The sequence below is a fragment of the Mycobacterium sp. P4_H6 genome (assembly GCF_056400845.1).
In genome coordinates this window covers 83,804-95,857 of the sequence record NZ_JBFUKN010000015.1, presented here as the reverse complement: position 1 = coordinate 95,857, position 12,054 = coordinate 83,804, and the positions used below count along the sequence as shown (strand labels likewise).

Below are 12,054 nucleotides of genomic sequence, written 5' to 3'. Positions count from 1 at the left end.
GTGATGCACTCGCGTGCGCAGTGGCTCGAAGACACCGGGCTGCTGCAACCGGGCCGACGCGAAGAGGAACTCCTGGTGATTCGAGCCGACAAACCATGACCGACGGCGAACGTCGTTCGGTGCGGGTGGTGCGGCGGGGACCGGTCATGGTGGAAGGGCCGGTCAGCATCGAGATGCCGGACGGCACCTGTGTGGAGTCCGATCGCTTCATGGTGGCGATCTGCGCCTGCGGGCGCAGCAAGAATTTCCCGCTGTGCGACACCAGCCACCGACGACAAATCCGGGCCAAGGGCGCCAAGCCGAGTCGCGCGACGCCGCAATCCGCCTGACGCAGCTCAGTCGCGGGTGTCGATCACCCGTTGAGCGACGTCGACCAGCTTGGTGTTGCTGTCCTGCGATATCTGGCGGAGCATCTCGAAAGCCTGCACGTCGTCGACCTTGTAGCGCTCCATGACGATTCCCTTGGCCTGGCCGATGCGGTCCCGGGTGGACAGGGCCGCCTCCAGCTGCTGTCCTTCCTGGCTGGCAAGGATGGCGGCCGCTGCGTGGGCTGCGAGAATCGCGCCGATGGTCTCGGCTTCCCCGCGCCAGATGTTCGGCTGAAATCCGAACAGGTTCAGCGCGCCCGCGGTGCGGTCCGAGGTGTAGAGCTTGAACGACAGGCCGCTGAGGACGCCGATCTTCACGCATGCCGGCGCGTACTGGGGCCAGCGCGTTTCTTCGCGGAAATCATCGGTACGCACGATCAGATCGCCCAGCGCCGCTTGCACACAGGGGCCCTCGTCGAACTGCATCTGTAGGCGGTGCAGCTCATTGGTCAAGCCTGCGTCTTTCGGCACCGTCTCGAAGGTGTGTTCCTTACCGATGAGCAGGACCCCGGCGGCGTCGACCCCGGGGATGAGTTCCAATGCCGCGGAGGCGACCCCGGAGAGCACTTCATCGAGGTTGCGTGGGCCGGCGAGGGTGCGAGCCAACTCGGCCATCCTCGCGGCCAGGTCTCGCTTCTCCAAGAACGTCATGACGGCATTCTGCTCTACCTCTCGAACATCCGTGCAAAGAGCCGGGTAAGGCCCGGTGGCGGCGGCGGATGCCACCGCACGAACTGTCCGGTGGTCCCGGTGGGTGGTTCGGATTCCGGACAGAGATTTCGTTAGGGTCGTCTTAGTTGCTGAAGCTGTACGTGCTGGTCACAATGATCGATTGTGACTCTGATTGACGGTGATCCGACTGGCGAACGACGTCGGTTCTACGACGCGATGCAACGCGCCGTCATTTTCCAGCAGCGGGGTGAGACCGACGTCGAACAGGCGCTGCGGGAGCTGAACGAAGCGACGGTGGCGTCCATCCCCGGGGCCCGATATGCAGGCATCACCCTCGTCGACGAGCACGGTCAGGTGACCTCGGTGGGCGCGACCCACGATTTCCCCAGAATGCTCGACGACCTGCAGGGCGAGCTGAATGAGGGGCCGTGTCTGTCGGCGGCGTGGGAAAACCACACCATGTTGATCGACGACCTGGTGGCCGAGCAGCGCTGGCCGGCCTACTGCAGCGAAGTCACCAAGCGAACCCCGGTGCGGTCGGTGTTGTCGGTGCAGCTCGATACACCGGCCGCTGGGATCGCCGCGCTGAACTTCCAGGCAGAGGCTGCCGGATCCTTCGACGAGGACTCAGCCGAGCTGGCCCGGGTCTTCGCGGCGCACACGACATTGGTCTGGAACTCGTTGCATCGCGAAAGGCAGTTCCAGACAGCCCTGGGTAGCCGTGACCTGATCGGACAGGCCAAGGGCATGCTGATGGAACGGTTCGACATCGATGGTGTCGCAGCGTTCGACGCCCTGCGGCATCTCTCCCAGGACATGAACATCAAACTGGTCGACGTGGCCGAAAAGATCGTCTCGGCCGGGCCCGACCGTCCCTAGCAGCCGCTTACAGCAGCGGCTCGCGGTGAGCGTCAATCAGCGGACAGCGCGGTCAGGGCCTCGTCAAGGGTGGGGAAGACGTCGATGATGTCGGCGATCCCGATCAGTTTGAGCGGACGGCTGGTGGCCGGGCCGTCGGCGACGAGCGCGAACCGGATCGCGGGCGTCAAATCCGAATGCGCGGTGACCAGCACCCCCATCCCCGAAGATCCCAGGAAGTCCACCGCACTGAGGTCGACGATGACGCCGGCGGGGGAACCCGTGGCAGTCGCTTTGACTCGGGTTTCCAGGTCCGGGGCGGAAAGCACGTCGAGTGTGCCGGTAATGGCGACGACGACAACGTCACCGACGGTGCGTTCTTCCACGGTGCAGCCGGGGGCCGCTTTGGGACTGCCGACGACCGATTCGTGTTCGCCCGCCATCTTCACCTCCGAATAGCTGTGCACCCCGACCCGACAATGGACCGAATACTAGCCGTGGTCGGGGGGCGCAGCGCTACCGGTGGCACTGGAAGGTCAAACGGCGCAAGCGTATCCAGGCAACGAAGTGTCTGAATCAGTCAAGTGGTCGGCGCAAGGAGCTTTCGCCCGCCGACCAGCACTGCATCATGTGGTCGGCGAGCAGGTCCTCGACGAAAGCATGCGCTCGGATCCCGAACACGACATCGCCGTCGAGGTGCGGTTCGCGGGCGACCATATCGCCGACGACGTCGGTGCGGACCACCTGCTCGTGCACCGCGTCGGCCTCGACATGTTCGGCGTAGAAGCCGATGCAGGGCTGCGGTGCGTTCATCCGGCGCAGCGCGTCCACCAGCCGCTGTGAACCCGGAGGTGAGGTGATTTCGGTGGAGGCGAAGTGCCCGACCGCGGCTCCGCGCAGCTTGCGGTGCAAGCCGAACAGCGACATCAGGTTCACCGCGGCCAGCGCCTCGGCGGGGACATGATCGATATAGCCGAGGTAGCTCGAATCCAGGTCGGCGGCATCCAGCAGGTCAGCGAACAACTGCTGATGCAGGCGCGCGCCCCTCCCGGCGCCGAACTCGTCGTATTCGACCGCCACGAAGGCGGCCTTGGCCTGCCCGATCAGCCGCGGTATCGCCCACGCGTGCGGGTCGCCCTCTTTGAGGTGGTAGAGCGAGCGGTGCACGAAGTACTCCCGCATCTGACCCCAGGTGCCGGTATCGCGCAGGTAGTACGACAGACCTTCGCCGTCGGCGGGTTCGATCGACAGCTTGTCCATCTCGGCCACGGCAGTCTCGTCGGCGCCGATCTCGCCGACCCGGCTGCGGACTTCGGCCAGGAACGTGTTCTCCAGGCGTCCGCGCAGGTGCAGCAGACCGGCATTCCACTCCCAGCCCGGATCGACGGTGTCGAAGCCGCGGTAGTGCAGTTCATAGCAGATGTACAGCGCGAGTTGGAGATCGAGCCCCAACGGGTCGGCGTCACTGATGGACGCCTCCACCTGGGTGAGTCGGTTGACGGGCGCCCGCTCGGCGAGCAACTCCGTCACGGCCAGCGACAGCGGGCCGCGCGGATCAGGTAGTCGGGGTTCTACGCTGAGAGAAGCAAGAGTCACGCAGTGAGGTATACCCGCCGCTACCCAGCGGAAACGTCTACTCTCCTGGCCATTCACCGGTCCAACGGGCGAAGGCTTTGGCGCCCTGTCGGTCGATCACGGTCTTGACGACGGAGAAGATCAACCCCTGCAATGCGGCCGCGATCACGACTTCCTTGAAGGAGTAGTTGCGGTCCAGGGCATTCGGTGGATCCGGATGGTCGCCGTCGGAGGCGCGCTTCCAGATCTGCTTGAAGATCGCGCCCGCGACCAGTCCGCCGGCGAGTGAACTGGCAAGCCCGACCGGTCGGTACATCAGCTTCGCCGTCAGGCTCGACTTGTAGGTGGTCATCGCTTTCCTCCTTGTCGGCGGCGACGCCACACGATGATTCCGAGTAGGACGGCGGCAGTGGCCACCACGGTGGCGGCGGCGGGCAGGCCGCGTTTGACCGCCCCCTTGTCGTCGGTGACGGCACTGACGACATCGTGGCGGGCGGTCTCGGCGACGTCGGCGACGCGAGCCTTGGTCTCCGCCACCTTGTCCTGCGCCCGCCCCTTCACGTCGAGCTTGTCGGTCAATGCTGAAACCGTCTCGCCCACTTCGTGTCGGGTGCGTTCGATGTCCTCGGTGATCTCTTCCACACTCGCTCCTTGGGCCGGCTCCGGGTGATCGTCAGTTCCGGGCATGGCGGGCTTCTTTCACGGTGTTGACGTCCTCGGTCACGCTGGCGACCACTTCCTGGGCGGCCACAGGAGCCTGCTCGACCTGCTTCTTGCCGATGACCGCGGCGATACCGGCGGCAGCCAGCAGCACGACGGCGACGATGGCCGCGGCGGCCCAGACCGGCAACACCAGCGCCAGTGCCGCGATGGCGGCAGTCACCACCGCCAACAGGCCGGTGAAAGCGAGCAGGCCCGCAGTGCTGAACAGACCGGCGCCGATTCCGGTGCGTTTGGCGGCCAACTGAAACTCTTTTTGCGCCAACTGGATTTCGTCGCGCACCAGACGTGAGGTCTGGGTGGTCAGGCGGTCTATCAATTCGGGTATCGAAGCCTGTTCGGCGGGCTTCGTCTCAAGGTTTGTCATGCGAAGATCCCATCGCTGGACACTCGGCGGAACACCGCCCCATACGGCCATTGCATTACCTGCCCGTCTGCGCGCTAAACCTCGAGCGTGTGGTGTGTTTCTTTTCGATTCGCAGGGGTATTCCGATCGCGCAGCGTCCTCAAGAAGGGTGGGAACGCCGACCCGTGACTGAACCGGGTCATCTCTGCCATCGACCATGACGATGCCATGCACCGAGGAGTTCGCCTTGCGCATTGCCTCTGTACCCGCTTCGCACGTTTACGTGCAGCATCTGTCCCACCCGGGAGAGCTGGAACCTGTTGTGCGCCTGAATGATCCGGTGCCTACCGATGGTCGAAAGGTGCCCGGTGGGTGGTGGCCGCCGCTCATGCTGGAGTCGGGATGGATCGCCCACCATCACGATGACTTCGACGCGTTCCACATCCACTTCGGGTTYGATGCAGTGACCACCCAGGATCTTGTCGACGTCGTGGAGCAACTTGAGCGGCACCAGAAGCCGTTGATCTACACCGTGCACGACTTACGCAATCCCCACCATCCCGATCCCTCGGCTCACGAAGACCAGCAGGATGTCCTGGTCGCTGCCGCCCACACACTGATCACTCTGACCGAGGGCGCCGCGCGGGCGGTCGAGGACCGGTGGGGCCGCAGGCCCCACGTACTCCCGCACCCGCATGTGCTGGGCAGCCAGTGGATCGAGCGCCCCCGTTCGCGCAGCGAACAGTTCGTCGTCGGTGTCCACGTGAAGAGTCTGCGGGCGAACATGGACCCGTTGGCGATTCTGGATACCCTTGTCGAATCGGTGACAGCGCTGCCCGGTGCCGTCCTGCAGATCGACGTCCACGATGAGATCTTCGAGCAGGACAATCACTGGTTCGCTCCCGACGTGGGCCGCACCCTGCTGGAATACCAACGCAACGAACGGGTGCGGGTCGCGGTTCACCCGTACTTCACCGATGCTGAGCTCTGGGACTACCTCGCGTCGCTCAACGTCTCGGTGCTGCCGTACCGGTTCGGCTCGCACTCGGGTTGGCTGGAAGCCTGCCACGACCTCGGCACCGAAGTCATCGCCCCCAGCTGCGGGTTCTACCGCGAGCAACGCCAGTGCGAAGTGTTCGAGTTGACCGAGGGCACCTTCGACGAGAACTCGCTGCATCGTGCGGTGAGCGCAACCCATAGACGGTGGAGTGCAGGGATATCCGCGCCGCGCGCGAGCTGGGCGGACCGGTACCGCGAACGGGTGGCCCTGTCCGCCGAGCATGCCCGGCTCTATGACGAAGCGGCGTCATGACCTGCCGGCTGCGGATCGCGCTGATCGCCTCCAACCGCTTCCCGATCAAGCAGCCCTTTGCCGGGGGGCTGGAATCGCACGTCTGGCATCTGGCGCGGGCCCTGGCCGCACGTGGGCACAGCGTCTCGCTGTTCGCCGACAACGGGTCGGACACTGCCCCGGAATGGCATGCGTTGACGGTGCGCCGACTGGCTCTGTCGGACGCGGCGAAACGCGACACGTCCATGCCCGCTGAGGCATTCATGGCCGACCACCACGCGTACCTGAGTGTGATGCTCGAACTCGCACAGACCGGCGCCGAGTGCTTCGACGTCGTGCACAACCACAGCCTGCACCACCTGCCGGTGGCGATGGCCCCGATGCTGGACGTGCCGATGCTGACCACCGTGCACACACCGCCGACGCCGTGGCTCGAATCCGCGCTGACGGCGACGTCGGGGGAGGGCACCCGATTGGCGGCCGTCAGCCGGCACACCGCGCATTCATGGGCGCACATTGCGCGCGATGTCGAGGTCGTTCCCAACGGGATAGACACCACGCACTGGACGCTCGGGCCGGGCGGCGACGAGTTGGTGTGGTTCGGGCGGATCACACCGGAGAAGGGGCCGCATCTGGCCATCGCGGCGGCGCACCGCGCCCGGGTGCCCCTGGTGCTGGCCGGGCCGGTGTCCGACCCGGCCTACTTCGCCCAGTCCGTCGAGCCGATGCTCGATCACCGGATCCGCTACGCCGGACATCTCACCCATGGTGAATTGGCGCAGTTGGTCGGCGCATCGTCGGCGGCGCTGGTCACCCCGGCCTGGGATGAGCCGTACGGACTGGTGGTGGCCGAGGCGATGTCCTGCGGGACGCCGGTGGTGGCTTTTGCCCGGGGCGGAATACCTGAACTTCTCGATCCGTGCGCCGGGCGGTTGGTGGCACCCGGCGATGTGGAATCGATGGCCGCAGCCATCCCGGAAGTTCTTGCGCTGGACCGGTTTGCGGTCCGCCGGCACGCCAAAGACCACTGTTCGGCAGAGGCCATGTTGGACAACTATCTGACCTTGTATCGGCACATGATCACAGAGCACGGGGGCAAGGACGATGATCGGCTACTACGTGCACCATCACGGCTTCGGGCACCTCGCGCGAGCGATGAGCATCGGGGCACATCTGAACCATCCGGTCACCGTGTTGACCAGCCGGCCGGTACCGGAACCGCATCCGTTCACCTCCCTTGTCGAGCTACCGCGTGACGACTACGCCGTCGCTCGTGCCCATAACCCGACCGCCAACGGCGCCCTGCACTGGGCCCCGCACCTGGACACCGGGTACGGCGACCGTATGGGTGCCATCGTGCAGTGGGTGCGCGACGCCCAGCCCGAGGTCTTCGTCGTCGACGTGTCGGTCGAGGTGGCGGTGTTCGTGCGGTTGCTCGGAGTTCCGGTGGTGGTGACGGCGCTGCCGGGCAACCGCATCGATGCGCCGCATCGGTTGGTGCACCGGATGGCCGATCAGATCATCGCGGCATGGCCGAAGGACCTCCGGGTGCCGTCGTGGTTGCGGCCACATGAGAACAAGACGGCCTTCGTGGGCGGGATCAGCCGCTTCGATGGACGCCCGCGATGCGAAGACGAGCATGCCGGCACGCGGGTCGTGGTGCTCTCCGGTGCCGACGGAATGTGCGTGCGCGAGAGCGAGGCGGACGCCGACGCAGGTCGTGACTCCGTGACCTGGATGTCGTTGGGGGCGAAGCCCGGTGACTGGACGGCGGATCCGTGGCCGCAACTGAGCGCGGCGGATGTGGTGGTCACGCACGCAGGGCAGAACTGTATCGCCGATGTCGCTGCGGCGTCCCGGCCCACGATCGTGATCCCGCAGACCCGACCGTTCGACGAACAACGAACGACCGCGGAAGTGCTGCATCGCCACCACCTCGCCGTGGTGGCGTCCCGCTGGCCACAGCGCCATGCCTGGCCCGCGCTGCTGGACCGGGCCAGATCGATGGACACCGAACGGTGGAAGTTGTGGGAGACCGAAGGCGCGGCGGGTCGCGCGGCGAAAGCGATCGAGGATACGGCGCTGCGATGCCGGGGTAGGTCCGTGTGATGAGAACCGCCGTCATCACGACCGTCCGCGGCAGGTCCGGGCACCTACGCAATCAACGCATCGGACTCCTGGGCAATGGGCGACACACCGACCTGCATGTGATTGTCGCCCTTGATGATCCGGACGTCTCGAATATCCTCGGCGAGGCGGACGTGCCCACTGTCCTGGTGAATTGCCCGGCCGCGGACGACGCGCTGCCGATCGCTCACGCGCGCAACCTCGGGGCGGCCACCGCGCTGAAGGAAGGGGCGGATCTGCTCGTCTTCCTCGATGTGGATTGCATACCCGGGCGCGACCTCGTGTCGTGTTACCACGAGGCCGCCGAACATCCCGAACATGCCGGCGCACTGCTGTGCGGGCCGGTGACCTACCTGCCGCCACCCGGGGCGGACGGTTATCCGATGACCCGACTGCACGAACTGGCCAGTCCACATCCGGGCCGCCCGGCTCCTCCCGGCCGCCAGATCGTGGTCGGTGCCGATTACCGGCTGTTCTGGTCGTTGTCCTTCGCCGTGACGTCACCCACCTGGCACCGAATCGGCGGTTTTTCGGAGGAGTACCGCGGTTACGGCGGGGAGGACACCGATTTTGCGCAGCGGGCGGCGGCCCGGGGTGTCTTCCTCAAGTGGATCGGCGGTGCGGATGCCTTCCATCAGTACCACCCGGTGTCGGATCCGCCGGTCGAACACCTCGAGGACATTCTGCGCAATGCTGCGGTGTTCCAACAGAAGTGGGGATGGTGGCCGATGGAAGGATGGCTGCAGGCTTTTCAGTCGCTCGGGTTGATCGCCCGCGACCCGGACGGCAGGCCGCATCGGCTGCCCGATGCTGCACTCAGTACCGGCTGATCACAGGGTGTCGGGAAGGTTGGCCTCGGTGGCCAGCCGGGCGTACTCGCGCATCAACCGTAGGGCGGTGCGGCGGTCCAGCGCTGGGTCGCGGGCCACGATGCGATAGCCGAAGTAGTCCTCCATCGACATCAACGTCATGGCGATGTCGCGGGCGGGGGAGTTCAGCTGGAACGCGCCGGCCTGCGCGCCCGCCGTGAGCAGGTCACTGTAGAGATCGACCTGTCGGTGGTAGATGGCCTGCACATCGCGGCGCTGATCGAGTTCGAAACCGGCGGCCAGCACGGCCCGCCAGATGGCGCGCCACTCGGCGTCTTCGGGTCCGGATGGCAGGCCGGYCGCGATGGTCAACGCGAGCTGGGTCGCCGGGTCATCGGTCTGCGAGCCGATCTGCAGGCGCTCGTCGTAGAACCGGACATCGGATCGGAGCGCGAGTTCAGACAGCAGATCGGTCATGTCCTTGAAGTAATACCGCAGCGCATTGGTGGTGAGGCCGAGCTCGGCGGCCACATCCGCGAGTTTGAGCGTGGCCAGATCGTGGCGTTCGATGACGGCGATGGCGGCGTCCAGGATCTCGCCACGTCGCTCTTCTTGCCGGTTCGGTCGCGCCATCACCCTATTTTGCCGTTTCTGTTGCGCGGAGGCGCACGCGGGCGCATAGTTCTTTTCCAAATAGGAAAATAACTCCTGAACGAAAAGAAACCAATGCGTGCCAGAGATCTCGGCGTGGTCATCGGACAGCACCCCACCGGACCCCACAACGCCATCACCGATGTGCCGGGTGTGCGCGTCGGCCACACCACGCTGCAAACCGGCGACGTCAACACCGGCGTGACCGTCGTCGTCCCGCACGACGACATCTGGACCGAACCGGTCTTCGCGGGCTCGCACGTGCTCAACGGCAGCGGCGAGCTGACCGGACTGGAATGGATCCGCGAATCCGGCGAGCTCACCACCGCCATCGGGCTCACCAACACCCACAGCGTCGGGGTGGTGCGCGACAGCCTGGTGGCCGAGCAGGTGCGTGTGCGCGGTGACGGCGTCTACTGGTCGTTGCCGGTGGTGGGCGAGACCTATGACGGCTTCCTCAACGACATCAACGGTTTTCACGTCCGGCCCGAACATGTCCGCGAGGCCCTGGCTTCGGCCTCGGGTGGCCCCGTCGCCGAAGGCAATGTCGGTGGCGGCACCGGGATGATCTGCCATCAGTTCAAGGGTGGTATCGGCACCGCATCGCGGGTGCTCGGCTACACCGTGGGTGTGCTGGTACAGGCCAATCACGGCCGCCGCGAACGGCTTCGGATCAACGGAACGTCCATCACGCAGCCCACTGTCCCGCTGCCGGCCTTTCCGCCGGGGTACGCGCCGGGATCAGGGTCGATCATCGTCATCGTCGCCACCGACGCACCACTGCTGCCGCATCAATGTCAACGCCTGGCCCAGCGCGCGGCGCTGGCCGTCGGCCGGCTCGGCGGCACCGGCGAACAGTACAGCGGTGACCTGATGCTCGCATTCGCCACCGGCAACCGCGGCATCCCGCCCTACGGCGTCAGCGAGGACGTGGCCGAGATCGCGCCGGAGATCCCGCTGCGCATGGTCGGCCCACAGTTGATGGATGTGCTGTTCGATCTGACCATCGAGGCCACCGAAGAAGCGATCGTCAACGCCATGGTGGCCGCCGAAACGGTCACCGGCTACCGGGGATACACCGTGCACGCCATCGACCACGACCAGCTCACGTCGGCCCTTCAGGAGAACTCATGACCAGCACCGAAAGTCGTCGCCTTTCCGGGCGCCTCGGACCCGTCGGCATCGTCTTCATGGTCGTAGCGGCGGCCGCCCCGCTGACTGTCATCGGCGGCAACATGCCACTGGCGATGGGCCTGGGCAACGGCGCCGGCGCACCGGTCGGCTTCCTGATCGCCTCACTGGTGCTATTGGTCTTCAGCGTCGGTTTCGTGACGATGACACCGCACGTCCCCGAGGCGGGGGCCTTCTTCTCCTATGTGACAGTCGGTCTCGGCGAGCGGATGGGCAAGGGGATCGCGGTGGTGGCGCTGATCGCCTACACCGCAATTCAGGTCGGCATCTACGGCTACATCGGCTGGGCCATCAGTGACACGGTCGCGTTCTATGACGGTCCGGTCATCCCGTGGCCGGTCTACTCCTTCGCAGTGCTGGCTGTCGTCGCGGTCCTGGGCTACCGGCACATCGGACTGAGCGCGAAGGTGCTCGGTGTGGCACTGGCCCTGGAGATCGGCATCGTGGTGATCCTGGATCTGGCCATCGTCGCCGACCCCGGTCCGGCCGGCATCACCTTTGCCTCCTTCACCCCGGATGTGTTCAGCCAGGGCGCCATCGGCATCGCCATCCTGTTCGCGCTCACCGGGTTCATCGGCTTCGAGGCGACCGCGGTCTTCCGCGACGAGGCCCGCGACCCCGAACGGACGATCCCGCGCGCCACCTACGCGGCGGTCATCCTCATCGGCGCCTTCTACACCCTGACCGTGTGGGCCTTCGTGGTCGCGATCGGTCCCGACCTGGTGGCGGCCACCGCGCAACAGACGCTCGACGGTGAGGGCAACATGCTGCTGGACACCACCGACGGCGCGCTCGGCCGCATCGGCCGCGACATCGTCAACATCCTTTTGCTGACAAGTCTTTTCGCCTGTGTGCTGTCCTTCCACAACGTGATCGCCCGGTACCAGTTCGTGCTGTCACGCAAGGGTCTGTTGCCTGCCCGCCTCGGCGCGGTGCACGACAGCCATGAGTCACCGGCATTCTCCTCGGTGGTGCAGACCGTGACGGCCGCCATCATCGTCGCCATCCTGGCGGTCCTCGGAATCGACCCGCTGGTCGGCGTTTTCGGCTCGATGGCGGGTGTCGCCACGGTCGGTATGGTGCTCCTGATGCTCACCACATCGGTGGCGGTGCTGGTCTTCTTCCTGAAGAACCGCGATCTCGGCGGCGCCCGGGTGTGGCACACCCGGATCGCTCCCGTGCTGGCCGTGCTGGGTCTGCTCGCCTCTCTGTGGCTCGTGCTGTCCAACTTCACCCTCGTCACCGGTGGCAGCGCCACCCTGAGCACCATCCTGGCCGCGGTGCCGTTCGCCGGTCTGCTGGTTGGCGCGCTGCTGTGGAGGCCGGCCGGCACGAAATTGACCTGATCGACAGTTGTTGCTGAAAGTGCTGTGATCTTGGTGTGGTGCGCCCTACCAGAACTGCAGCGAGGCGTGAGTTCCCCAACCTCGGTGTTTAGCGGAGGGC

The 12,054-nt window shown here is 65.8% G+C and carries 15 protein-coding genes and 1 pseudogene; 9 read left to right on the top strand and 7 right to left on the bottom strand.

Features of this window, described 5'->3' with window-relative positions:
* Together AC1DTF_RS08915 and AC1DTF_RS08910 are read left to right on the top strand one after the other, a co-directional pair.
* A pseudogene (locus tag AC1DTF_RS08915) lies at positions 1 to 99 on the top strand (methylase); the annotation flags it as partial.
* On the top strand, positions 96 to 329 hold the full coding sequence (locus AC1DTF_RS08910; protein ID WP_057170395.1) for a CDGSH iron-sulfur domain-containing protein: 234 nt from the start codon (positions 96 to 98) through the stop codon (positions 327 to 329). The pseudogene AC1DTF_RS08915 and the gene AC1DTF_RS08910, both read left to right, overlap by 4 nt.
* Before the next feature lie 6 nt (positions 330 to 335).
* Here AC1DTF_RS08910 and AC1DTF_RS08905 read toward each other — a convergent pair whose 3' ends face one another.
* Entirely contained in the window at positions 336 to 1,019 is a 684-nt protein-coding gene (locus AC1DTF_RS08905) for a GAF and ANTAR domain-containing protein (protein ID WP_057170394.1), read from the bottom strand.
* 183 nt (positions 1,020 to 1,202) lie between these two features.
* On the opposite strand from AC1DTF_RS08905, the gene AC1DTF_RS08900 reads away from it, so the two are divergent.
* Entirely contained in the window at positions 1,203 to 1,919 is a 717-nt protein-coding gene (locus tag AC1DTF_RS08900) for a GAF and ANTAR domain-containing protein (RefSeq protein ID WP_235571616.1), read from the top strand.
* Between the two features lie 32 nt (positions 1,920 to 1,951).
* On the opposite strand, the gene AC1DTF_RS08895 is transcribed toward AC1DTF_RS08900, so the two are convergent.
* The 5 genes from AC1DTF_RS08895 to AC1DTF_RS08875 form a co-directional block, all read right to left on the bottom strand.
* Positions 1,952 to 2,341 carry an STAS domain-containing protein gene (locus AC1DTF_RS08895; protein ID WP_057170717.1) on the bottom strand — a complete coding sequence of 130 codons (390 nt, stop codon included), beginning with the start codon at positions 2,339 to 2,341 and terminating at the stop codon, positions 1,952 to 1,954.
* A gap of 133 nt (positions 2,342 to 2,474) precedes the next feature.
* Complete coding sequence (locus tag AC1DTF_RS08890) at positions 2,475 to 3,494, bottom strand: iron-containing redox enzyme family protein (protein ID WP_057170392.1); 1,020 nt, start codon at positions 3,492 to 3,494, stop codon at positions 2,475 to 2,477.
* A 37-nt stretch (positions 3,495 to 3,531) separates the two neighbouring features.
* On the bottom strand, positions 3,532 to 3,825 hold the full coding sequence (locus AC1DTF_RS08885; protein ID WP_057170391.1) for a DUF4235 domain-containing protein: 294 nt from the start codon (positions 3,823 to 3,825) through the stop codon (positions 3,532 to 3,534).
* Positions 3,822 to 4,160, bottom strand: a complete 339-nt coding sequence (locus AC1DTF_RS08880) for a DUF3618 domain-containing protein (RefSeq protein WP_057170390.1) — start codon at positions 4,158 to 4,160, stop codon at positions 3,822 to 3,824. Before AC1DTF_RS08880 ends, AC1DTF_RS08885 begins: the two co-directional genes overlap by 4 nt.
* Positions 4,147 to 4,560 (bottom strand): phage holin family protein, encoded by a 414-nt coding sequence (locus AC1DTF_RS08875; RefSeq protein WP_057170389.1) that lies wholly within the window; start codon positions 4,558 to 4,560, stop codon positions 4,147 to 4,149. The genes AC1DTF_RS08880 and AC1DTF_RS08875 overlap by 14 nt, the downstream gene beginning before the upstream one ends.
* A gap of 202 nt (positions 4,561 to 4,762) precedes the next feature.
* Here AC1DTF_RS08875 and AC1DTF_RS08870 point away from each other — a divergent pair, with 202 nt between their 5' ends.
* Genes AC1DTF_RS08870 through AC1DTF_RS08855 form a run of 4 tightly spaced genes read left to right on the top strand, consistent with a single transcriptional unit; the run spans position 4,763 to position 8,787 of the window.
* A complete protein-coding gene (locus AC1DTF_RS08870; protein ID WP_057170716.1) occupies positions 4,763 to 5,851 on the top strand; it encodes a hypothetical protein in 1,089 nt (362 codons plus the stop codon).
* A complete protein-coding gene (locus AC1DTF_RS08865) occupies positions 5,848 to 7,086 on the top strand; it encodes a glycosyltransferase family 4 protein (protein ID WP_477473811.1) in 1,239 nt (412 codons plus the stop codon). Before AC1DTF_RS08870 ends, AC1DTF_RS08865 begins: the two co-directional genes overlap by 4 nt.
* On the top strand, positions 6,986 to 7,939 hold the full coding sequence (locus AC1DTF_RS08860; protein WP_082614464.1) for a glycosyltransferase: 954 nt from the start codon (positions 6,986 to 6,988) through the stop codon (positions 7,937 to 7,939). The genes AC1DTF_RS08865 and AC1DTF_RS08860 overlap by 101 nt, the downstream gene beginning before the upstream one ends.
* Entirely contained in the window at positions 7,939 to 8,787 is an 849-nt protein-coding gene (locus AC1DTF_RS08855) for a glycosyltransferase family 2 protein (RefSeq protein WP_477473810.1), read from the top strand. Before AC1DTF_RS08860 ends, AC1DTF_RS08855 begins: the two co-directional genes overlap by 1 nt.
* Here AC1DTF_RS08855 and AC1DTF_RS08850 read toward each other — a convergent pair whose 3' ends face one another.
* Complete coding sequence (locus tag AC1DTF_RS08850) at positions 8,788 to 9,399, bottom strand: TetR/AcrR family transcriptional regulator (protein WP_477473809.1); 612 nt, start codon at positions 9,397 to 9,399, stop codon at positions 8,788 to 8,790. It abuts the gene before it with no gap.
* 93 nt (positions 9,400 to 9,492) lie between these two features.
* Here AC1DTF_RS08850 and AC1DTF_RS08845 point away from each other — a divergent pair, with 93 nt between their 5' ends.
* Entirely contained in the window at positions 9,493 to 10,551 is a 1,059-nt protein-coding gene (locus AC1DTF_RS08845) for a DmpA family aminopeptidase (protein ID WP_477473808.1), read from the top strand.
* A complete protein-coding gene (locus AC1DTF_RS08840; RefSeq protein WP_477473807.1) occupies positions 10,548 to 11,954 on the top strand; it encodes an APC family permease in 1,407 nt (468 codons plus the stop codon). Before AC1DTF_RS08845 ends, AC1DTF_RS08840 begins: the two co-directional genes overlap by 4 nt.
* Positions 11,955 to 12,054: the final 100 nt, after the last annotated feature.